Genomic DNA, 20,916 nt, shown 5'->3' with positions numbered 1-20,916 from the left:
CGGAAGAGATTCCGGTTCTGATATTATCATAGAGAAACTGAGATTCGTGGGATAAATCAAAGAAAACCGGAAATCCTAGTTTTTAGCTAGTCTTTTCAAAAATTTAAAAGAATTTTTATTGATTTTGTGTCGCAAATATGTATAATTAGGGATAAAGAGAGTTGCTATGGGCGGCTGTCTTTGAGGGATACCATAAACCTGCATCCGCAGGTGGTTATCATATTATGAAAGAAAGAGGTTAATGTAAAATGGCAGAAATTAATTTAAGTAAGTATGGCATTACCGGAACTACAGAGGTTGTTTATAATCCTTCTTATGAAATGTTATTTGAAGAAGAAACAAAATCTACACTGGAAGGTTTTGAAAAAGGACAGGAAAGTGAACTGGGAGCAGTTAACGTTATGACTGGTGTTTACACCGGACGTTCTCCTAAAGACAAGTTCATCGTAATGGACGAAAACTCCAAAGATACTGTTTGGTGGACTTCTGACGAATATAAGAACGATAACCACCCTGCAACACAGGAAGCATGGAACTCTGTAAAAGAGCTGGCCCTGAAAGAACTGTCCAACAAGAGACTGTTCGTAGTAGATGCATTCTGTGGTGCAAACAAAGACACCCGTATGGCTATCCGTTTCATCGTAGAAGTAGCATGGCAGGCACATTTCGTAACTAACATGTTCATCAAACCTACAGAAGAAGAACTGAAAGACTTCGAACCGGATTTCATCGTATACAACGCTTCCAAAGCAAAAGTTGAAAACTACAAAGAGCTGGGTCTGAACTCTGAAACAGCTGTTATGTTCAACATCACAAGCCGTGAGCAGGTTATCGTAAATACATGGTACGGCGGAGAAATGAAAAAAGGTATGTTCTCTATGATGAACTACTATCTGCCACTGAAAGGCATCGCTTCCATGCACTGCTCCGCAAACACAGACATGAACGGCGAAAACACAGCAATCTTCTTCGGTCTGTCCGGAACAGGTAAAACTACACTGTCTACAGACCCGAAACGTCTGCTGATCGGTGATGACGAGCACGGCTGGGATGACAACGGCGTATTCAACTTCGAAGGTGGATGCTACGCAAAAGTTATCAACCTGGATGCTGAATCTGAACCGGACATCTACAACGCAATCAAACGTAACGCACTGTTAGAGAACGTTACTCTGGATGAGAACGGAAAAATCGACTTCGCTGATAAGAGCGTAACAGAGAACACCCGTGTATCTTACCCGATCGATCATATTGAAAAAATCGTTCGCCCGATTTCCGCAGCTCCGGCAGCTAAGAACGTAATCTTCCTGTCCGCAGATGCATTCGGCGTACTGCCTCCGGTATCTATCCTGACAGAAGCTCAGACACAGTATTACTTCCTGTCTGGTTTCACAGCTAAACTGGCTGGTACAGAACGTGGAATTACAGAACCTACTCCTACTTTCTCCGCTTGCTTCGGCCAGGCATTCCTGGAACTGCATCCTACAAAATATGCAGAAGAGCTGGTTAAGAAAATGGAAAAGAGCGGTGCAAAAGCATACCTGGTTAACACAGGTTGGAATGGTACCGGAAAACGTATCTCCATCAAAGATACCCGTGGTATCATCGATGCTATCCTGAGCGGAGATATCAAAACAGCTCCTACAAAGACTATTCCGTACTTCAACTTTGAAGTTCCGACAGAACTGCCGGGCGTAGACAGCGGAATCCTGGATCCTCGCGATACTTACGCAGATGCAGCTCAGTGGGAAGAGAAAGCGAAAGACCTGGCTGACAGATTCATCAAGAACTTCGCTAAATACGAAGGAAATGAAGCTGGTAAAGCTCTGGTAGCAGCTGGTCCTCAGAAATAATTAAAAAATATAAAGTGTTCAAACGATAAAAGAACTGCCGCTATCCGAAGTGATTCGGATGCGGCAGTTTTTGCATATTCGGAAAAGCTGAGAATAATATAGTGGTTTGCCAGAAAATAAGCGGCAGGATACCGGGTTTTTAATATGGATATCCTGTCGCTTATTTTATCTCGTTATGGTTACATAAGAATTTAAGACCGCAGATATTTGATACAGGAAAGCGCGGCCTTCGCTCCTTCACCGACTGCCACGGAAACCTGCAGGATCCCGCCGATACAGTCGCCTGCAGCAAAAACGCCCGGGAGTCCGGTATCCATCTGTTCATTGACAATGATCCGTTCATCTTCGAGCCGGATACCAAGCTTCCGTGCAAGATCGCTTCCCTTCGCAGTGCCGAGTGCCATGAAAAGGCATGCCGGGTGAATCTGCGTGCCGTCTTCCAGACAGACAGCCTCCAGTGCATCTGTGCCGACCAGTTCCAGAACCGGTGTCTGAATGATCGTAACTTCCGGTGGGAAGTCAACGGAAGGTTCCAGCCCGTTGGTCAGAAGCGTGACGGAGTCGACGATCGGGAGAAGTTCCCGGACTTCATGAAGGGCGTACTCGCCATTTCCAAGGACGGCGACAGACTCACCGCGGTAGAGAAAAGCATCACAGACAGCACAGTAGCTGACACCATGTCCTTCGAGCTGCGCGAGATTCTTAATTTTCACTGTTTTTCTGGAAGTACCGGTGGTGAGAATAATGGCGCGGGCTTCGATCTGTGTGGAGATGGTAGAAATCAGATAGTTTCCGTTCCAGCTGATCCCCACAACCTCATCCTGTAAAAGAGTACCGCCAAGACGCTGTACCTGTGTTCTTCCATTTTCAATCAGTTCATGGCCGGAGAGGGGACGCTCCAGTCCAAAATAATTTTCGATTTTTTCTGCTTTTTCCAGAGCCCCGTTGTCTTTTCCGATGACAGTAGTGGAAAATCCACCCCGGAGCATATAAAGAGCGGCGGACAGCCCAGCCGGTCCACTGCCGATGATAACTACATCCTGCATAAAGATCGCCTCCTTGTATGTTTAGTGTAAGTATAGTCAAAAACAGAGGAAAAAGCAAAGAAATCATCTGTGACATGGTCACATAGAAATGCAGTTACTTCTCACTGATCATATCCCGTGGGGTATTATTGTGAGCGAAGATCACAGAAAACCTGAGACATACCGCGCGAATTTGTGCAATCAGCAAGAATTCTGTGCATCGTGAAACGAACAGTAATCTTGCAACTTTCCCGATTTCGTACTATGATGGTGCAGAGAGAAAGTGCAGCGTAACTGTAAAGATACTCAGCAGTTATCATGTCAGAACAGAGACAGAAAGAGGACATACATATGAGAACAGAACGTTTATTTTATAAAGATTCTCACCAGACCACCTGCCAGGCAAAAGTGCTTGCGTGCAGAGAGGTGAAGAAAGGATATGAGATCCTTCTGGATCAGACCGTATTTTATCCGGAAGGGGGCGGACAGCCATGTGACATCGGAACCATGAACCGGGTGGAAGTTATGGATGTACAGGAAAAGGACGGAGAAATCTGGCATCGGACGCGGGAAGCGATCCAGGAGGGGACAGAAGTGACCTGCAGGATCGACTGGGAGCGCAGATTTGACCTGATGCAGCAACACTCCGGCGAACATCTGATCAGCGGACTGATCCATGAAAAATACGGTTATAACAACGTAGGATTTCACATGGGAAGCGAGACGATCACGCTGGATGTGGACGGCGAAGTGCCGGAAGAGGTGCTGAAAGAGATCGAGGCGAAGGCAAATCAGTATGTATGGGAGAATCATCCGATTGAGATCACTCATCCGTCGGAGGAAGAACTGAAAACGCTGCCTTACAGAAGTAAGAAAGAACTGACCGGTGATGTGCGGATCGTAACCTGGCCGGGGATGGATATCTGTGCCTGCTGTGGTGTTCATGTAGACTTTTCCGGTGAGATCGGACAGATCACTCTGGTATCCGCACAGAAATTTAAAGGTGGTATGCGTATCGAGATGCTCTGCGGCAGACGGGCACTGGAATATACCGATCAGTTAAAAGAACAGAACCGCAGGATCTCCCAGCTGCTGTCCGCAAAATGGAATGACACTGCAGATACAGTGGAAAAATTACAGAAAGAATATCAGCAGTTAAAATTCCGTATGGTAGGAATGGAACTGAAAAAAATCGAGACGATCGCAGCGCAGACAGCAGGATGCGGCGATCAGCTGTTGTTTGAGGAAGATATGTCACCGGACAGCGTAAGAAAGCTGGCTTCTGATGTGATGGAAAGCTGTGGCGGTCGCTGCGCGGTGTTCAACGGCAACGATGAAAACGGCTATCGTTATATCATCGGAGAAAAAGACGGAGATCTTCGTGAATTTGTAAAAGAGATGAACCGGAAATTACAGGGACGGGGTGGCGGAAAACCGTTTTTCGTACAGGGTTCCGTACAGGCATCCAGAAAGGAAATCGAAACATTTTTTGCTTCGTAAGGTAGCGTATGGCGAAGATACACGGATTTAACAAACTGACGTTGCTGGATTACCCGGGACGGCTGGCAGCCACCATTTTTCTCGGTTCCTGTAATTTCCGGTGTCCGTTCTGTCACAATGCCGGTCTGGTGCTGGCACCGGAGAGTGAGCCGCTGATCGAGACGGAGGAAGTTCTGAAAGTGCTCAGAAAGAGAAAAGGAATCCTGGACGGTGTCTGTGTGACCGGAGGGGAACCGACGCTGGATCCGGGACTGACCGGACTGCTGGCACAGATCAAAGAACTGGGGTATCCGGTCAAATTGGATACGAACGGAACCCGCCCGGCACTGGTGAGGGAACTGGTTGACGCGGGGCTGGTGGATTATGTAGCGATGGATATCAAAAACAGTCAGGAAAAATATGCAGAGACCGCCGGGATCCGCCATCCGGATCTGGAAAGCATCACCCGTATGGTGGAATATCTGAAATCGGGTGTGGTGGACTATGAATTCCGCACCACAGTCGTGAAGGAGCTTCACAAACGGGAAGATATCGAAGCCATAGGGCAGTGGCTTTCCGGGAGCCGGCGGTATTTTCTGCAGAACTATAAAGAGTCGGAGCAGGTGATCCGTCCGGTATTCACGTCTTACTCGCGCGAGCAGCTGGAGAATTTTCAGCAGATTCTTCGGAAAACGATTCCACAGGTTGAGATTCGGGGGATATAGGATCGGGATTTTGCGGTTCGGTGTGGATCGTCCGGTACCAGTAGCCGAAATGTCCGGGCTGTGCAGCTTTTGCCCGGGCGGACTTAAAGTAGGGGAAACCGAACAGATTGGCGAGCAGCCGTTCCCGCTCCTCATAGATGCCGGGGACAGCCAGAATGTAGCAGATGGTGTCCTCGTGTTCCATCTTTCCGAGAAGAAAATGCTGGAAGGCGTGGCTGCCATAGAGAAAAAACTGGTTGTTGCCACAGGAAACTCCGAAAGAGCCAAGAAGAGAAAGATCTTTCGGGGATAATTGCAGGCAGTTGTGGATTTCTTCATCGAAAAACGGTGTAACATGTGGATAACTTTCGGTCAGCCGTTTCCAGGAAAATGAGGAAGTCTGTGTACGGGCAGGCGAGGTGTCGGAAGAACGGAAGGAGTCCGATGCGGGCTCTGGATCAGGGTGTGTGCTGACAGTGTTTGTCTCTGGGGATTCCGGCTGTTCCAGCGAGGCTGCCCGAAGAATCGGCGCGGATTCCGGCAAAAGGAGATCTTCCGGTGAAATCTTACAGTCACTCCAGCAGGTGGCGTAACGTTGTCCGGTTTCGCAGACAACGATGAGACCATCGATATCATCAAGATTCCAGCTGGTGTTGCAGATACTGGTGTCTGCAATCCGGAACTGACCGTATACATTGCCCTGTTTCCAGGAAGGATTGCCGAGAAACAGACCGTGCAGTGTGCCGGGACGGGCGACAAATGCGTAGGCGCGGAAGATAGGGATAAACGGGCAGGCGGGAAGAGTCATATGAAGTTCCAGACAGCACTGGTGATTTCGGACCTCGACACGGACAAATCCGCGGTTTTTTCCCTTTTTCCGGTTATCGTATTCGTAAAGATAAGAAACAAAACGTTTGTATGCAGACAAAATGGACACTTCCTTTTTGGAGTATTCTATGGTAGCATATGCAAAGAAGAAACAAGATATGATGACAGGAAAGCGGAAGAATGATGGATGAGAAGAAAATAGATGAACGGTTTATGCGGGAGGCGATCCGGCAGGCACGAAAAGCAGGTGCACTGATGGAAGTGCCGATCGGGTGTGTGATCGTTTATGAAGGAAAGATTATTGCAAGAGGATACAACCGGAGAAATACAGATAAAAATACGATCTCCCATGCGGAACTGAATGCGATCCGAAAAGCGAGTAAAAAGCTGGGCGACTGGCGGCTGGAAGGGTGTACGATGTATATCACTCTGGAACCGTGTCAGATGTGCGCCGGAGCTATTGTCCAGGCGAGAGTTAGCCGGGTGGTGATCGGAAGCATGAACCCGAAAGCGGGATGCGCCGGATCGATCCTGAACCTTCTGGAGATGGAACAGTTCAATCATCAGGTAGAAGTTACCCGTGGCGTTTTACAGGAAGAGTGCTCCCAGATGCTCAGTGGATTCTTCAAAGAACTGCGTGAAATCAAGAAGCGGCAAAAACGGGTATTGACGGAAGAAAAACAAGGAAGTATAATGAATAGCGAATCTGCTGATTCGTAACGCCATGGAGATGTACCCAAGTGGCTGAAGGGTCCGCACTCGAAATGCGGCAGGTCGGGCAACCGGCGCGAGAGTTCAAATCTCTCCATCTCCGTAACCAATGCAACAGAAGAAGGCTGCGAAGTTTATTTTGAAAAAAATATACTTCGCAGCCTTTTTACGTTGCATTGCATATCAATAATTGGTCCGATGGACTGATTTTAACGACAAATACAAGTGTCTTGGAAACCTCCCGTCAGACACCCACCCCTTACAAAAATAGCCAACACCCAGCCCGGAGGGAGATACATAAGGGAAGGGACAGCATTTTGTGCGCGGTTAGAGCGAGTTTTAAGATCCTGTGCTAACTCCGACTATGATTCGCGAGTGCCAGCTGGCACTCGTGAATCATAGTCGGAGTTAGCACATAGCTTAAAATCGCTCTGCGCACTGCTGTCCCTTCCCTTATGTATCTCTATCTCCCTCCGGGCGTCCCCCTTCAGGCTATTTTTCCCAATTTTAAAAGCGCACCGCCCTTCGAACTTCCTCCACAGACGTTACTTCTGCAGTTAACTCGGCCCAGGCACCCTTACGGCACACAGAAGGTTCTGCTTAGTGCTGCTCCATTCCTGACCTGACACGGTTCACAGATTCCTGTTGCGTAAGACCCAGACGTCAACGCCACTTACAGAAGGCAGCTCTGCAAAGAAAAGCCCTCAGTTTGGTATCACCCCTGCTGTAGCGGATTGCAGGTACAGGGCACCGCTAACTCCCCGGCTGCGCAGGATTCAGTATATCGTGTTTCTTTTTATTTGTCAATCTGAATCCTGATATTTACATGATATTTACTTGTGAGAGTGGCAAAAATGGGCTATAATAATAACCAGATGATTGTGAAAAAAATTTGTAACCGGGGCAGTGAAAGACCGGGTGCAAAAATCTGAAAAGAAGGACGGAAAAAAGGTATGAAGAGAATAGGTTTACTGACAAGCGGCGGCGACTGCCAGGCTCTGAACGCGACCATGCGAGGCGTAGTAAAAGGACTTTCCCACAATATTGATGATCTGGAGGTCTATGGATTCATGAACGGATACAAGGGTCTGATCTACGGAGATTATCGAATGCTGACAGCAAAAGATTTTTCCGGTATTCTGACCCGTGGCGGTACGATCCTCGGTACATCCCGTCAGCCATTCAAACTGATGCGTACACCGGATGATAACGGACTGGACAAAGTAGAAGCGATGAAACAGAACTATCATAAACTGAATCTGGATTGTCTGGTGATTCTTGGCGGTAACGGAACTCAGAAGACTGCAAACCTGTTAAGAGAAGAAGGTCTGAACATTATTCATCTGCCGAAAACCATCGATAATGATATCTGGGGTACAGACATGACCTTCGGTTTCTACAGCGCAGTGAATATTGCAACAGAAGCCATCGATTGCATCCATACAACCGCATCCTCCCACAATCGTGTATTTATCGTGGAAGTTATGGGACATAAAGTAGGCTGGCTGACCCTGTACGCAGGAATCGCCAGCGGCGCAGACGTTATCCTGATTCCGGAGATTCCATATGATATTGATAAAGTAGTGGGAGCCATCGAGAGAAGAAAGAGAAACGGAAGCGGATTTACGATTCTGGCGGTAGCAGAAGGTGCGATTTCCAAAGAAGATGCACAACTTGGTAAAAAAGAACTGAAAAAGAAAATGGAAGAAGACAGAAAACTTTACCCATCTGTTTCCTATAAAGTGGCAAAAGAGATCGAAGACCGTACCGGTATGGAGATCCGCGTAACGGTTCCGGGACATACCCAGAGAGGTGGAAGCCCGTGTCCGTACGACCGTGTACTGTCTACCAGACTTGGATCTGCAGCAGCAAAACTGATCCTGAACGATGAGTATGGTTACATGGTAGGTCTGATCAACGGAAAGACAAAAAAAGTTCCGTTGGAAGAGTGTGCAGGAAAACTGAAGGTGGTAACACCGGATGCACAGGAGATCAAAGATGCCAAAAGAATCGGTATCAGTTTCGGTGACTGATACAGAAAAAGTACAGCTGTGAAATTATGGAACAGTTATAAAAAGTAATGTAACAGAGGGAGAAGGGCTGGTCTTTGTGACAGCCCTATCTCTTTGTTGCATTTTGGCTTGTGTGTCTCGGGAGTTTGTCATATTCATATAAAAACACCTCGAGAGACAGTGGCTACTGAACAGTTACAATTTATGACAGATTGAGGAGAGGCAGAGAAATATGAGCTATACCGCTCTATATCGTAAGTTCCGTCCTGACACCTTCGAGGATGTCAAAGGACAGGATCATATCGTAACAACTTTAAAAAATCAGATTCGTGCGGACCGTATCGGTCACGCATTTTTGTTCTGTGGAACCCGTGGAACCGGTAAAACGACCGTGGCAAAGATCCTTGCAAAAGCGGTCAACTGTGAGCAACCGGTGGACGGCAGTCCATGTAACGAGTGCCCGACCTGTAGGGCGATACAGGCGGGAACATCCATGAATGTGATCGAGATCGATGCGGCATCCAACAACGGTGTCGACAACATCCGTGAGATCCGGGAGGAGGTTACCTACCGTCCCACACAGGGAAAATACAAGGTGTATATCATTGATGAGGTGCATATGCTGTCAGCAGGTGCATTTAACGCACTGTTAAAAACTCTGGAAGAACCACCGTCCTATGTGATCTTTATTCTGGCAACCACCGAATCCCACAAGATTCCGGTGACGATCCAGTCCAGATGTCAGAGGTATGATTTTCACCGTATTTCCATTGATACGATCGCCGGACGGCTGCGGGAACTGATGGAGAAAGAACAGATTCCGGTGGAAGAGAAAGCACTTCGCTATGTGGCGAAAGCAGGAGACGGTTCCATGCGAGACGCACTGAGTCTTCTGGATCAGTGCATCGCCTTCTATCTGGGACAGGAACTGACCTTTGACAAGGTGCTGGAAGTGCTGGGAACCGTAGATACGGAAGTGTTCAGCAAACTGCTTCGCAAAGTGCTGGAGCAGGATGTCACCAGCTGCATCCATATCCTGGAAGATCTTCTGGTCAATGGAAAAGAACTGGGACAGTTTGTCAATGATTTTACCTGGTATCTGCGAAATCTCCTGCTGGTCAAGACATCGGAAGATGCGGAAGAAGTTCTGGATGTATCTTCGGAAAATCTGAAAGCGCTGCAGGAAGAAAGTCAGCTGATCGATACCGATACGCTGATGCGCTATATCCGCGTGTTATCTGAACTTTCCAACAACCTGCGAAATGCCACACAGAAACGTGTGCTGGTGGAAGTGGGATTGATTAAATTATGTAAACCTGCAATGGAAACAAACCTGGATTCCGTACTGGACCGGCTCCGGGTGCTGGAAGAGCAGATGGAAAAGGGAATTCCGATAGCGGCAGTTCAGTCTTTGCCGGGTTATGCGGGAATGAACAGCGGTATTCCGGTACAGCCAACCCAGGCAGCACCATCTGCACCGGAGAAGAAACCGGAAAAAGCAGCGCCGGAGGATCTGCAGCGGATCAAGGAAAACTGGAAAAATATCGTGATGCAGACACAGGGGATGTTCAAGACATTTTTAACAACCGCTGTGCCGAAATATAATGGAAATACCGGGGAGAATAAATTATATGTGGAATTCTCCAACGACCTGGCGCAGACCTGTGTAGATGATCCGGATAAAAAACAGCTGCTGGAAGATCTGATTTTACAGATGACGGGAAAAACCGTGGAAGTGGAGATGCTTTTAAAGAAAACAAATATGCATCAGGACTTGGCAGAAATCTCGGTTGATGATATATTAAAACAGACGGTTCACATGAATATCGTGGTAGAAGAAGAACCGGAAGACGAGTAAAAGATGCAAAAATATGATTTAAGAGAAAACAGGAGGAACCAATCGTGGCAAAACGTGGTGGCTTTCCAGGCGGCATGGGTATGCCTGGTAATATGAATAATCTGATGAAACAGGCGCAGAAGATGCAGAAACAGATGGAAGAGAATCAGAAAGCGCTGGAAGAGAAAGAATTTACGGCAGCAGCAGGCGGCGGAGCCGTAGAAGTGACCGTAAGCGGTAAAAAAGAAGTGACCAAAGTCAAACTGGCAGAAGAAGTTGTAGATCCGGATGACGTAGAGATGTTAGAGGATCTGATCATGGCAGCTACCAACGAAGCACTTCGCAAGATGGAAGCTGAGACACAGGCTGTGATGTCCAAACTGACCGGTGGTCTGGGTGGAGGATTCCCGTTCTAAGATGGAATACTACAGCAGTCATATCAGCAAATTAATCGAACAGCTGTCAAGACTTCCGGGTATCGGCGCAAAATCAGCCCAGCGCCTGGCGTTTCACATCATCAATATGCCCCAGGATCAGGTAGAACAGCTTGCGGGTGCGATGACCAGCGCGAGATCGAATGTCAGATACTGCAAAGAATGCTTTACTCTGACTGATCAGGAACTGTGTCCGATCTGTGCCAATCCGAAGCGAAACCATAAACAGATCATGGTTGTGGAAAATACAAGAGATCTGGCAGCTTATGAAAAAACCGGCAAGTACGAGGGCGTGTACCATGTCCTTCACGGAGCTATTTCCCCGATGCTGGGGATCGGTCCGGGAGATATCCGGTTAAAAGAGCTGATGCTGCGTCTGCAAAAAGATGTGGATGAAGTGATCATTGCCACCAATTCCAGTCTGGAAGGGGAGACGACAGCCATGTATATCAGCAAACTGATCAAACCTACCGGTATCAAAGTGAGCCGTATCGCAAGCGGTGTTCCGGTCGGCGGTGATCTGGAGTACATCGATGAAGTAACACTACTGCGTGCACTGGAAGGACGCGTAGAATTATAAGGAAAAAACGATGGCAAAGAAGAAAGCAACTTCTATGGATGTGGCCCGGGAAGCAGGAGTTTCCCAGGCCACTGTTTCTATGATACTAAATAAAAAATATAACGTATCTTTCTCCAAAGAGACGATCCGTCAGGTGACAGAGGCGGCAGAAAAGCTGGATTATCACCTGCCAAAACAGCGGATCCGCCGATCGGCAAAGAGCAGAAAACTTCTGGTTGTGTTCTGCCCGACACTGACAAACCCTTATTATGTCATGCTGCTGCAGGGCATCGAAGCCATGGCAAAAGAATACGGGTACGGCGTGTTTGTCTGCAACACCCAGAGGGATCTGAAGATCGAGGAAAATTATCTGCGGATGATGCGGGAAGTGCAGCCGCTGGGAATCATCTATGCCTGTAACCCAAGTTTCAGCCGCCAGGTGGCAGAACTGTCCGGAGAGATCCCGGTGGTTGTGATCAGCAACCGTGACGATGAATTTTCAATTGATGCGGTGGCTCTGAACAATCAGAAACCGGGGATCCTGATGGCGCGTCATCTACTTGAACTGGGGCATCGGGATGTGGCATTTATCGCGCCGCCGCTGACGGCGAGACAGCACCAGCGGCAGAAACGTGTGGGTGGCTTCCTGATGGAATTTGAAAAAGCGGGACTTTCAGACCATGTGCTGGTGCGCTCTGCGGCAGACAGCAAAGATACGGAGATCCCGAATATTGAGTCAGAGTACCGGATGGGATATGATCTGACCGTGGAACTGCTTCGGGAAGGACAGCCGGTTACAGCGATCGCAGCACTGAATGATATGATGGCATTTGGTGCGATGGATGCCCTTCTTGAGCGTCAGTACCGGATCCCGGGAGATATCTCGGTGGTGGGGTGTGACAACACTTTGTTTTCCAGGTTCCATACCATTGGACTCACAACAGTGGAACATTTCGTGGATCAGAAAGGGCGGGATGCCTGTGATATCATCCTTCGAAAGATCGAATCTCAGAAGAGTTACCGCAAGGGAGACGAACCTACCAGTATTTACCATATCGAGTATGAACCGCGTCTGATCGTCCGCGGAAGCACCGGATATGCGCCGGATGAAAGCAACCATGAAAAAAAGAAAAAATAAATGGTTTCTGCGGAAATATTAATAATAAAATAGATGAGAAAACAGCGAAAATAAAGGAAAAACCTAAATAAACGATGAAAAACACAGCATACATTAATTAATAACAGCTAATTATTAATAAAAAATACTATTTATAAATACGCAAGCCTGTTGACCACAAAAACAAATCTGCTATACTGAGGGCAGAAAAGAAAAAACACCGTAACTATTCAGTAGCCACTGTCCCGCGAGGTGTTTTGACATGAATATGTCAAAATCCCGAGACATACAAGCCAAAATGCCATCACCGAAGGTGATTTTTTATGCATTTTGGCTCGTAACTGTGAAGGTACTGAACAGTTACAAAACACCGAAAATAACCGGGCAGATTTCAGGAAAAACAGGAGGACAAAACAATGAGATTTTTCATCGACACCGCGAAAGTAGAAGACATCAAAAAAGCAAATGACATGGGCGTGATCTGTGGCGTTACCACAAACCCTTCCCTGATCGCAAAAGAGGGAAGAGACTTTAAAGAGGTCATCAAAGAGATCACTTCTATTGTAGACGGACCGATCAGCGGTGAAGTAAAAGCGACTACCGTAGACGCAGAAGGCATGATCGCGGAAGGAAGAGAGATCGCAGCGATCCATCCGAACATGGTTGTAAAGATCCCTATGACAGTAGAAGGTCTGAAAGCCTGCAAAGTGCTGACCGCAGAAGGCATTAAAACAAACGTAACACTGATTTTTACTGCAAACCAGGCACTGCTGGCTGCAAGAGCCGGTGCAACCTACGTTTCTCCGTTCCTGGGAAGACTGGATGATATTTCCACAAGAGGTGTGGATCTGATCCGCGAGATTGCTGAGATCTTCGATGTTGCCGGTCTGGATACACAGATCATCGCAGCAAGTGTAAGAAATCCGATCCACGTAACAGATTGTGCGCTGGCAGGTGCTGATATCGCAACGGTTCCATATGCAGTAATCGAACAGATGACAAAACATCCGCTGACCGATGCCGGAATCAAAAAATTCCAGGATGATTACAAGGCAGTATTCGGCGAGTAGGGGCTGGGAAGAAGCACGAGCATAAAAAGTATAGAGTCTTGCAATATTTTTGAAAATATGGCATACTAGAGCGTGTTTGAAAAAGGCTTTCTGCAAAATATACCACAAAGTGGGGCGTGCAGATTGCAGGAATGATTTTCAGACACGCTCTAAGACGGTGAATGAGCAATCATGTGTAACTGTGAAGAAAATGAACAGTTACAATAATTCAAAGCAGTGTACGGAAAGGAGTACAGAATGAACAAACTGGAGCTTCAGAAAGTAGCAAATGAAGTCCGCAAAGGAATCATAACCTCAGTTCATGCTGCAAAAGCAGGACATCCGGGTGGATCTTTATCAGCAGCAGATATTTTCACATACTTGTATTTTGAAGAGATGAACGTGGATCCGAAAGATCCGAAAAAAGCAGATCGTGACCGCTTTGTACTGTCCAAAGGACATACAGCGCCAGGTCTTTACAGCGCACTTGCACAGAAGGGATATTTCCCGGTAGAAGATCTGGAAACCTTACGTCATCTTGGATCTTACCTGCAGGGACATCCGGATATGAAACATATCCCGGGTGTAGATATGTCCAGCGGTTCTCTGGGACAGGGAATCTCTGCAGCGGTGGGTATGGCGATCGCAGGCAAGATGGACAATGCCGATTATCGTGTATACACGCTGTTAGGTGACGGTGAGATTCAGGAAGGACAGGTATGGGAAGCTTCCATGATGGCAGGATTCCGCAAACTGGATAACCTGGTAGTGATCGTAGATAACAACAATCTGCAGATCGACGGAACAATTGATGAAGTTTGTTCTCCATATCCGATTGATAAAAAATTTGAAGCATTTAACTTCCATGTGATCAATATCGACGGCAATGATTTTGATCAGATTGATGCAGCATTCAAAGAAGCAAAAGCAACCAAAGGAATGCCGACAGCAATCATCGCACACACTGTAAAAGGAAAAGGCGTATCCTTCATGGAAAATCAGGTAGGCTGGCATGGAACCGCTCCGAACGACGAGCAGTATGCAGTAGCAATGGAAGAACTGGAAAAGGCAGGTGAAGCATTATGTCAGAAGTAAAGAAAATTGCAACCAGAGAAAGTTATGGTAACGCCCTGGTAGAACTGGGAAAAGAGCATGAAAACCTGGTAGTTCTGGATGCAGACCTGGCAGCTGCCACCAAAACCGGTATGTTTAAGAAAGTATTTCCGGAACGCCACATCGACTGCGGTATCGCTGAGTGTAACATGATCGGTATCGCAGCAGGTCTTTCTACCGCAGGAAAAGTTCCGTTTGCAAGTTCTTTCGCAATGTTTGCGGCAGGCCGTGCTTTTGAACAGGTAAGAAACTCTGTAGGATATCCGCACCTGAACGTAAAGATCGGTGCAACACACGCCGGTATCTCCGTAGGAGAAGACGGTGCCACACATCAGTGTAACGAAGATATCGCCCTGATGCGCACGATCCCGGGTATGGTTGTCATCAATCCGTCCGATGATGTGGAAGCAAGAGCGGCTGTAAAAGCAGCATACGAATATCAGGGACCGGTATACCTGCGCTTTGGTCGTCTGGCAGTGCCGGTGATCAATGACCGCCCGGACTACAAGTTCGAGATCGGTAAAGGTGTAACTTTAAGAGAAGGCAAAGATGTGGCGATCATCGCTACCGGCCTGTGCGTAAACTCTGCACTGGAAGCAGCTGAAAAACTGGCAGCTGACGGTATTCAGGCAAAAGTTGTGAACATTCATACCATCAAACCACTGGATGAGGAACTGGTCGTTGCAGCGGCAAAAGAATGCGGTAAAGTAGTTACTGTAGAAGAACATTCCGTAATCGGCGGTCTGGGAAGCGCAGTCTGCGACGTACTGTGTGAGAAAGCTCCGACTCCGGTACTGAAGATCGGTGTGCAGGATGTATTTGGCGAGTCCGGTCCTGCAGTAAAACTTCTGGAAAAATACAAACTGGACGGTCAGGGTGTATACGAGCAGGTCAAAGCATATATGTAATTATTCAAAAAATAAATGTACAGAGCTTTACAGTAAGAGAACACTTACGGTATAATAAAACAGGGAATGGAGAGAAAGTTTCTCCATTCCCTGTTTTATAAAGTTGAAAAAGATGTCTGTATAAAAACTGTACAGCGGAAAAGTATAGGAGATCAGAAAAATGCCAGAAAAAATGTCAGCAAACCGGGCAAGAGATTCACGGGAGACGATCAGAAGAAAACGGAGAGAACGCACAAAAGAGAATCTGGAATTCTATGAGTGTATTCGTGATATCGTCAGTCATCCGGCTGTTCTGGAAATGAAAAAGTATTATCAGCACTGCGATACCGACTGTTATGAACACTGTCTGGATGTGGCATACAATAATTATAAAATCTGCAATAAACTGGGTCTTGATGCCCGCTCAGCGGCGCGAGGCGGGATGCTCCACGATCTGTTTCTGTATGACTGGAGAGAACACAGCAAAAAGACGGGAGACCGGCTGCACGCCATCACCCATCCGATCACTGCCTATCGAAATGCCTGCAAATATTTTCATCTGAACAAGGTGGAAAAAGAAGTAATTACCAAGCATATGTGGCCGGTATCCGTGATTCCGCCAAGATACCCGGAAACGTATGTGATCTGCCTGACAGACAAATACTGTGGTTCCCGGGAAATCATGGATCATTATGCAAAAGTATTACAGAACAAATACTGGGGTAAACCATTTGCGTGGTTTTTAAAACGGATCTTTGAGAAGGTGCCGCGCTCAGACCTGCTTCAGGAGATGCTGCCGGAACTGGTTTCGATGGAGAGGGCAGCCAGCCTAGATTCCTCCTTTGCCCAGCAAAGATCCCGTCGTTCTTCCCGGTGGAACCATCCGTCAGGAAGAAGGCCGCGTCGTTCATAGACAGGTGAAAAGGTATGAAGGATTCCATCGGTGATAGTATCTGCCATCTGCACGACAAAAGAAAGACGTGTGGTCTGTAAGAGAAAATGTTCAAAAGAACCGGAAGCGTTAAGAATTCCGGTAATATGGAGATCGCCAACCGCCGGGAGACTTTTGTGTACTCCGGATCCGGGATGAATCGGGCCGATACCGGCGGTGATATACCCGATATGTTTTTGAGAGCCGAGAGAGGCATCCACTGCGAGAATCAGCGCAGATGGATGTCTTTTTTTGATGTCTGCAAGTACGGATTCGAGATTCAGCGCATGAACCGGCGTATCCAGTGTTCCGTAAATATGGATATTTTTCCAGCGATGTCTGGAAAGCTGCTGACCGATCAGAGGACCAAGACTGTCGCCTGTGATCCGGTCACTTCCGATGCAAAGAATGATAATTTCTTTCCAGGGCCGGTCAATCTGTCCGATGCATTTTTTCAGCACATGAGCCAGTTCAGTGCTGGCGGTGCGTTTCTTTTCTCTGATATAATATGAAACTTCTCTGCGCATTCAGCTCACGCGTCCTTTCTTTGGGGATCCTATGGTATGCAGTAACCGGGAGAGTACAGAACAGTTACGGAATTTACCTATATTGTACCCGTGGCGATGAAAAAATATGCCCGTACGTTTTCCAAACAGAAAAGAAATCGCAGAAAATGTCGATAAAAAATCTGTATCTTCCTGCACAAAGCGGCAAAATCCGCATGGAAAACGGCGTATACTGTGGGCTAAAAGGGGTGAAGAGTATGATCGAAGTCATCTATAAAGAAGAAACCGATACTACAAAAGAAACTGCAGAGTACGTGAAGCTGCCAAATAACGTAAGACAAATCGGAGAAATCAAAGGGAAGAAAAAAATATATATGGAAGACTATGTCTACACCTTTTTGAAAAAGATCGCAAGAAATCCTCACGGAGACGAGGTGGCGGCGATTTTGTTTGGTTCCTGTCACTGGACCGGGCAGGGCGATTATATTTTTATCCGGAGCGCCCTGCAGATCCGGGATCTGGAGCTTTCGCCGGAACATATCCGTTTTGACGATAAAGTATGGGGACAGGTGTATGAAGACAGTAAAAAATATTTTCCGGAGCAGGAAATTGTCGGGTGGTTTGCCGGGTTTCCGGGATTTAATATGGAAATTACCGAAGAAATCCGTAAGACACATCTGGATCATTTTGCCGGCAATGACAAAGTGTTGTTTCTGATGGAGCCGGGTGAGATGGAAGAGGCGTTTTATGTCTATGAGAATAACCAGCTGGTACGTGTGCCGGGACATTTTATTTATTATGAAAAAAATGATCCGATGCAGGCGTATATGATCGATATGAGTGAGAATAAATCCATCGAGGAGACAGAACATGTACCGGACCGTGCAGTGATCGATTTCAGGAGGACGGTGAGAGGAAAGAAAAAAGAGACGACGGAGTCAGAGAAGAGTGAAAAAGCGAAAAAACATTCTGCGCGAAATCGTTGGCTGGCCGGGGCGTGCTGTGCGGCGGCGATGCTTGCGGTAGGTCTGCCTTATCTGAGACAGTATCAGAATGTTGAGGAAGTGGTACAGACAGAAGGACAGAGTGTTGCAGTGACCAGTGAGGCACAGAAAGCTGCTGAAGAACCACTGCTTTCTCCGATGGCAACTGAAGAGCCGGAAGAGAGTCTGGCACCGGTTCCGACACAGGATACCGCCCAGGAGAGTCTGAATCCACAGGCGAACGGGGAAACATCGGAAGAAGTCAGTATATCGTCCACCCAGGAATCCATGCAGCAGGAAGAAAAAAAGGAAGAACAGCAGGCAACAGCTGATATCAAGACTATCACATATACGATTCAGAGAGGTGACACACTCACAAGTATCTGTCAGAAACAATATGGGACGATCAGCCGGATCAATGAAATATGTCAGTTGAACGGAATTTCTCCGGAAGATATTATTTATGCAGGCGGAAAACTTTTGTTGCCGGAATCATAAGCGGTGCTTTGAGCAGAAATAGAAATTGCCGAAGGGAAGACAATGTGCTATGATAAAAAACAGTAAAAAAAGGAACAAATAAGGGGTAATTATGAAGATTTTGCAGAAGATAAAGGAATGGAAGCTGAATCGACCCGAATCTCAATGGAGCAAAAAGAAACTTGCGATTGCGGGTGCCGCACTTGTAGTGGCTGTCGGTCTTGTCATTGGAGGTAAGATTCTGGTGGATCACTGGCAGTTTAAAAATTACAAGGTGATCACGAGAACAGAGCTGGAAGACACGACAACGACAGCGGAATATGCAGAATTTGGTGATTATATATTAAAATACGGCGGTGACGGTGTGACACTTCTGAATGCTCAGGGAGAAGAAGTGTGGAATGAACCGCAGACCATGGAGAATCCGGTAGTAGCCATGCGTGGTGAGTATTGCGTAGTTTATGATAAGAAAGGAACGGATATTGGGGTTTACAATTTCAGTGGAAGAGTTACTGATATACAGACAAAACTCCCGGTAGAGAAAGTGTGCATCAACCCGCAGGGAATCACAGGTGTGGTTCTGGCAGATGGAGAGATAACCTGGATCCATGTCTATGACCAGAAGGGAGAGGAACTGGTAACTGCCAAAACCAGTGTAGACAATCCGGGATACCCGGTGGATCTCTCGCTTTCGGATAACGGGCAGCTGATGGCAGTTTCGTATCTTTGTGTCAAAGATAATCAGCCGGCAAGCTTTATGGCGTTTTACAATTTTGGCAATACGGGACAAAATCAGATGGACAATCAGGTCAGTGGATATAATTACGTGGGAACACTGATTCCACAGGTGAATTATCTGAGTGATTCTCAGACATTGGCATTTTCGGATAATGGTTTCCTGACATACAGTGGAAAACAGATTCCGGAAGAGAGTAACCGGATTACACTGGACGATGATATCCTGAGTGTCTTTCACGATGATCAGTATGTTGGAATGGCCTATAAGACCGGAAAAGAAAAGAAGTCGTATGAAATCGTGCTTTATACGACCGGTGGAGCCCAAAAGGCGAAGTTTACGGTAGATTTCGCATTTGACCATGTTGCACTCAGCAAGGAACAGATTTTTGTATACAATGAAAAAGAAGTGGGTATCTATACATTACAGGGAAACTGCCGATATCAGGGAACGATAAAAGAAGGAAATGTAGAAAATATTTTTCGGATCTCGGGAAACCGTTATATGGTGATTCTTGACAGCGGAACGGAAACCATTCGATTACAATAAACAGGAGAGAAAACATGAGTTGGCTGACATTTGTATTACTTGCGCTGGTACTGATCTTTGCGGTTCAGGGATTCCGAAAAGGGATGCTCCGCATGGCAATATCAATGGTATTCTTTTTAATGGTTCTTGGTGTTACGTCCTGGCTGAATCCGTATATCAGTGATTTTGTTCGTGAAAAGACCACCTGGCAGATCAGTATCGAAGAAAAATGTAATGAAGTACTGCTGGAGCAGCTGGAAGGCAGAGATGATCTGCAGAGCATCACAGGACAGGTATCTTATATAGAAGAACTGCCGCTTCCGCAGACAGTAAAAGACAAATTGATGGAAAATAATAATACAGAGATCTATAAGCGGCTGGCGGTAGAAAGTTTTGCGGATTATCTGGGGAAATATCTTTCTTATGGGATTATTAATGCCATCTGTTTTTTGATTTCGTTTGCGATTGCCACAATATTGATGTATATGATCCTGTATGCGGTTGATATTCTGACGGCATTGCCGGTGATCGGTACACTGAATCGAATCGGAGGTATCTGTATCGGATGTATACAGGGACTGATCTGGATATGGGTGATTTTCCTGATCATAACAATTATATGTGACACTCCGGCAGGAATCTACCTTCAGGGACAGATCCGGTCGGATCCGATCCTGACATGGATCTATGATAATAATATGTTGATGAAGATCGTATTACAGATCTTTGGATAAAAACAGTGTCTGCTTATGCGGACGCTGTTTTTATCTTTTTATAAACATCAGGAAACTGTCCGAAATGTAATGATTAACACGAATAAATAAATTACAAGAAAAATAGTAAAAACTTATTGACAAATCCAGGCAGCGGTGGTATCCTATCAGAGTTGCGTCTGAGAGATCTCACAGAGATCACAAAGCTGTCAAAAAGAAATAAAAAAGTTCTTGACAACAGCCGGTTGGATGTGATAAGATGCCAAAGTTGCTGCAAGAGAGAAGCAAAACAACTTCAAAAAAGTTAAAAAAAGTTCTTGACAGGCAGGAAACGACATGATATAATAGCAAAGCTGTTTGAGACAAACGGCAATGCAAAACTGATCTTTGATAACTGAACAGTGAAACACATTCCTCGAAAGTTCTTTTTAAAA

At 46.5% G+C, this 20,916-nt stretch carries 19 protein-coding genes, 1 tRNA gene, 1 other RNA gene and 1 pseudogene; 17 read left to right on the top strand and 5 right to left on the bottom strand.

Features of this window, described 5'->3' with window-relative positions:
- Window positions 1–248 precede the first annotated feature (248 nt).
- Complete coding sequence (gene pckA, locus FYJ57_RS12125) at window positions 249–1,853, top strand: phosphoenolpyruvate carboxykinase (ATP) (RefSeq protein WP_022172780.1); 1,605 nt, start codon at window positions 249–251, stop codon at window positions 1,851–1,853.
- Window positions 1,854–2,044: 191 nt separating this feature from the next.
- Here the strand turns inward: pckA and FYJ57_RS12120 are convergent, their stop codons facing one another.
- Entirely contained in the window at window positions 2,045–2,899 is an 855-nt protein-coding gene (locus FYJ57_RS12120) for an NAD(P)/FAD-dependent oxidoreductase (protein WP_154432840.1), read from the bottom strand.
- Window positions 2,900–3,229: 330 nt separating this feature from the next.
- Between FYJ57_RS12120 and FYJ57_RS12115 the strand changes: the two genes are divergently transcribed.
- Both FYJ57_RS12115 and FYJ57_RS12110 read left to right on the top strand, forming a co-directional pair.
- The gene (locus FYJ57_RS12115) at window positions 3,230–4,378 is read left to right on the top strand and encodes an alanyl-tRNA editing protein (protein WP_154432839.1); all 1,149 of its coding nucleotides are present in this window, start codon (window positions 3,230–3,232) and stop codon (window positions 4,376–4,378) included.
- An 8-nt stretch (window positions 4,379–4,386) separates the two neighbouring features.
- Window positions 4,387–5,082, top strand: coding sequence for an anaerobic ribonucleoside-triphosphate reductase activating protein (locus FYJ57_RS12110; protein WP_106492050.1), 696 nt, complete (start codon window positions 4,387–4,389; stop codon window positions 5,080–5,082).
- Here FYJ57_RS12110 and FYJ57_RS12105 read toward each other — a convergent pair.
- Entirely contained in the window at window positions 4,997–5,989 is a 993-nt protein-coding gene (locus FYJ57_RS12105; protein ID WP_154432838.1) for a hypothetical protein, read from the bottom strand. The two genes, FYJ57_RS12110 and FYJ57_RS12105, sit on opposite strands and share 86 nt — an antisense overlap.
- Before the next feature lie 80 nt (window positions 5,990–6,069).
- Between FYJ57_RS12105 and tadA the strand changes: the two genes are divergently transcribed.
- On the top strand, window positions 6,070–6,609 hold the full coding sequence (gene tadA, locus FYJ57_RS12100) for a tRNA adenosine(34) deaminase TadA (RefSeq protein WP_022172179.1): 540 nt from the start codon (window positions 6,070–6,072) through the stop codon (window positions 6,607–6,609).
- 6 nt (window positions 6,610–6,615) lie between these two features.
- A tRNA-Ser gene (locus tag FYJ57_RS12095) sits at window positions 6,616–6,703 on the top strand.
- Between the two features lie 408 nt (window positions 6,704–7,111).
- Here the strand turns inward: FYJ57_RS12095 and ffs are convergent.
- Window positions 7,112–7,373: signal recognition particle sRNA large type (gene ffs, locus FYJ57_RS12090), an RNA gene on the bottom strand.
- 180 nt (window positions 7,374–7,553) lie between these two features.
- On the opposite strand from ffs, the gene FYJ57_RS12085 reads away from it, so the two are divergent.
- The 6 genes from FYJ57_RS12085 (at window position 7,554) to fsa (ending at window position 13,629) form a co-directional block, all read left to right on the top strand.
- Entirely contained in the window at window positions 7,554–8,633 is a 1,080-nt protein-coding gene (locus FYJ57_RS12085) for a 6-phosphofructokinase (RefSeq protein ID WP_022172017.1), read from the top strand.
- Between the two features lie 211 nt (window positions 8,634–8,844).
- Window positions 8,845–10,470, top strand: a complete 1,626-nt coding sequence (dnaX, locus tag FYJ57_RS12080; RefSeq protein ID WP_154432837.1) for a DNA polymerase III subunit gamma/tau — start codon at window positions 8,845–8,847, stop codon at window positions 10,468–10,470.
- Window positions 10,471–10,514: 44 nt separating this feature from the next.
- Window positions 10,515–10,865 carry a YbaB/EbfC family nucleoid-associated protein gene (locus tag FYJ57_RS12075; RefSeq protein ID WP_022172019.1) on the top strand — a complete coding sequence of 117 codons (351 nt, stop codon included), beginning with the start codon at window positions 10,515–10,517 and terminating at the stop codon, window positions 10,863–10,865.
- A gap of 1 nt (window position 10,866) precedes the next feature.
- Entirely contained in the window at window positions 10,867–11,463 is a 597-nt protein-coding gene (gene recR / locus FYJ57_RS12070; RefSeq protein WP_022172020.1) for a recombination mediator RecR, read from the top strand.
- Between the two features lie 10 nt (window positions 11,464–11,473).
- Window positions 11,474–12,580 carry a LacI family DNA-binding transcriptional regulator gene (locus FYJ57_RS12065; protein ID WP_022172021.1) on the top strand — a complete coding sequence of 369 codons (1,107 nt, stop codon included), beginning with the start codon at window positions 11,474–11,476 and terminating at the stop codon, window positions 12,578–12,580.
- A 395-nt stretch (window positions 12,581–12,975) separates the two neighbouring features.
- Window positions 12,976–13,629 carry a fructose-6-phosphate aldolase gene (gene fsa, locus FYJ57_RS12060; protein WP_022172022.1) on the top strand — a complete coding sequence of 218 codons (654 nt, stop codon included), beginning with the start codon at window positions 12,976–12,978 and terminating at the stop codon, window positions 13,627–13,629.
- 65 nt (window positions 13,630–13,694) lie between these two features.
- On the opposite strand, the gene FYJ57_RS16580 is transcribed toward fsa, so the two are convergent.
- Entirely contained in the window at window positions 13,695–13,775 is an 81-nt protein-coding gene (locus tag FYJ57_RS16580; RefSeq protein WP_408636476.1) for a DUF6783 domain-containing protein, read from the bottom strand.
- 91 nt (window positions 13,776–13,866) lie between these two features.
- On the opposite strand from FYJ57_RS16580, the gene FYJ57_RS12055 reads away from it, so the two are divergent.
- From FYJ57_RS12055 to FYJ57_RS16360, 3 genes are all read left to right on the top strand, one after another.
- Complete coding sequence (locus tag FYJ57_RS12055; protein ID WP_154432836.1) at window positions 13,867–14,703, top strand: transketolase; 837 nt, start codon at window positions 13,867–13,869, stop codon at window positions 14,701–14,703.
- Window positions 14,691–15,629, top strand: coding sequence for a transketolase family protein (locus tag FYJ57_RS12050; protein WP_022172024.1), 939 nt, complete (start codon window positions 14,691–14,693; stop codon window positions 15,627–15,629). Before FYJ57_RS12055 ends, FYJ57_RS12050 begins: the two co-directional genes overlap by 13 nt.
- 160 nt (window positions 15,630–15,789) lie before the next feature.
- Window positions 15,790–16,521 carry an HD domain-containing protein gene (locus FYJ57_RS16360; RefSeq protein ID WP_235904574.1) on the top strand — a complete coding sequence of 244 codons (732 nt, stop codon included), beginning with the start codon at window positions 15,790–15,792 and terminating at the stop codon, window positions 16,519–16,521.
- A 32-nt stretch (window positions 16,522–16,553) separates the two neighbouring features.
- On the opposite strand, the pseudogene yyaC reads toward FYJ57_RS16360, so the two are convergent.
- Window positions 16,554–17,066, bottom strand: a pseudogene (gene yyaC, locus FYJ57_RS12040) (spore protease YyaC); the annotation flags it as partial.
- A gap of 194 nt (window positions 17,067–17,260) precedes the next feature.
- Here yyaC and FYJ57_RS12035 point away from each other — a divergent pair.
- The 3 genes from FYJ57_RS12035 (at window position 17,261) to FYJ57_RS12025 (ending at window position 20,503) form a co-directional block, all read left to right on the top strand.
- On the top strand, window positions 17,261–18,526 hold the full coding sequence (locus tag FYJ57_RS12035; RefSeq protein WP_205839977.1) for a LysM peptidoglycan-binding domain-containing protein: 1,266 nt from the start codon (window positions 17,261–17,263) through the stop codon (window positions 18,524–18,526).
- A 91-nt stretch (window positions 18,527–18,617) separates the two neighbouring features.
- Complete coding sequence (locus tag FYJ57_RS12030; protein WP_154432834.1) at window positions 18,618–19,790, top strand: DUF5711 family protein; 1,173 nt, start codon at window positions 18,618–18,620, stop codon at window positions 19,788–19,790.
- A 14-nt stretch (window positions 19,791–19,804) separates the two neighbouring features.
- The gene (locus FYJ57_RS12025) at window positions 19,805–20,503 is read left to right on the top strand and encodes a CvpA family protein (protein ID WP_106492039.1); all 699 of its coding nucleotides are present in this window, start codon (window positions 19,805–19,807) and stop codon (window positions 20,501–20,503) included.
- Window positions 20,504–20,916 lie beyond the last annotated feature (413 nt).

This window comes from Oliverpabstia intestinalis, from assembly GCF_009696065.1.
GTDB classification, from domain to species: Bacteria; Bacillota; Clostridia; order Lachnospirales; family Lachnospiraceae; genus Oliverpabstia; species Oliverpabstia intestinalis.
Note: the sequence above shows the minus strand (reverse complement) of the source record. Positions and strands in the feature narration are given on the sequence as shown.

What these genes read in the sequence shown, in the direction of transcription:
- pckA (WP_022172780.1), top strand. Translation starts at nt 249, where the DNA reads ATGGCAGAAATTAATTTAAGTAAGTATGGCATTACCGGAACTACAGAG.
- FYJ57_RS12050 (WP_022172024.1), top strand. Translation starts at nt 14,691, where the DNA reads ATGTCAGAAGTAAAGAAAATTGCAACCAGAGAAAGTTATGGTAACGCC.
- recR (WP_022172020.1), top strand. Translation starts at nt 10,867, where the DNA reads ATGGAATACTACAGCAGTCATATCAGCAAATTAATCGAACAGCTGTCA.
- FYJ57_RS12065 (WP_022172021.1), top strand. Translation starts at nt 11,474, where the DNA reads ATGGCAAAGAAGAAAGCAACTTCTATGGATGTGGCCCGGGAAGCAGGA.
- FYJ57_RS12030 (WP_154432834.1), top strand. Translation starts at nt 18,618, where the DNA reads ATGAAGATTTTGCAGAAGATAAAGGAATGGAAGCTGAATCGACCCGAA.
- fsa (WP_022172022.1), top strand. Translation starts at nt 12,976, where the DNA reads ATGAGATTTTTCATCGACACCGCGAAAGTAGAAGACATCAAAAAAGCA.
- tadA (WP_022172179.1), top strand. Translation starts at nt 6,070, where the DNA reads ATGATGGATGAGAAGAAAATAGATGAACGGTTTATGCGGGAGGCGATC.
- FYJ57_RS12120 (WP_154432840.1), bottom strand. Translation starts at nt 2,899, where the DNA reads ATGCAGGATGTAGTTATCATCGGCAGTGGACCGGCTGGGCTGTCCGCC.
- FYJ57_RS12085 (WP_022172017.1), top strand. Translation starts at nt 7,554, where the DNA reads ATGAAGAGAATAGGTTTACTGACAAGCGGCGGCGACTGCCAGGCTCTG.
- FYJ57_RS12115 (WP_154432839.1), top strand. Translation starts at nt 3,230, where the DNA reads ATGAGAACAGAACGTTTATTTTATAAAGATTCTCACCAGACCACCTGC.
- FYJ57_RS16360 (WP_235904574.1), top strand. Translation starts at nt 15,790, where the DNA reads ATGCCAGAAAAAATGTCAGCAAACCGGGCAAGAGATTCACGGGAGACG.
- FYJ57_RS12035 (WP_205839977.1), top strand. Translation starts at nt 17,261, where the DNA reads ATGGAAAACGGCGTATACTGTGGGCTAAAAGGGGTGAAGAGTATGATC.
- FYJ57_RS12110 (WP_106492050.1), top strand. Translation starts at nt 4,387, where the DNA reads ATGGCGAAGATACACGGATTTAACAAACTGACGTTGCTGGATTACCCG.
- FYJ57_RS12025 (WP_106492039.1), top strand. Translation starts at nt 19,805, where the DNA reads ATGAGTTGGCTGACATTTGTATTACTTGCGCTGGTACTGATCTTTGCG.
- FYJ57_RS12055 (WP_154432836.1), top strand. Translation starts at nt 13,867, where the DNA reads ATGAACAAACTGGAGCTTCAGAAAGTAGCAAATGAAGTCCGCAAAGGA.
- dnaX (WP_154432837.1), top strand. Translation starts at nt 8,845, where the DNA reads ATGAGCTATACCGCTCTATATCGTAAGTTCCGTCCTGACACCTTCGAG.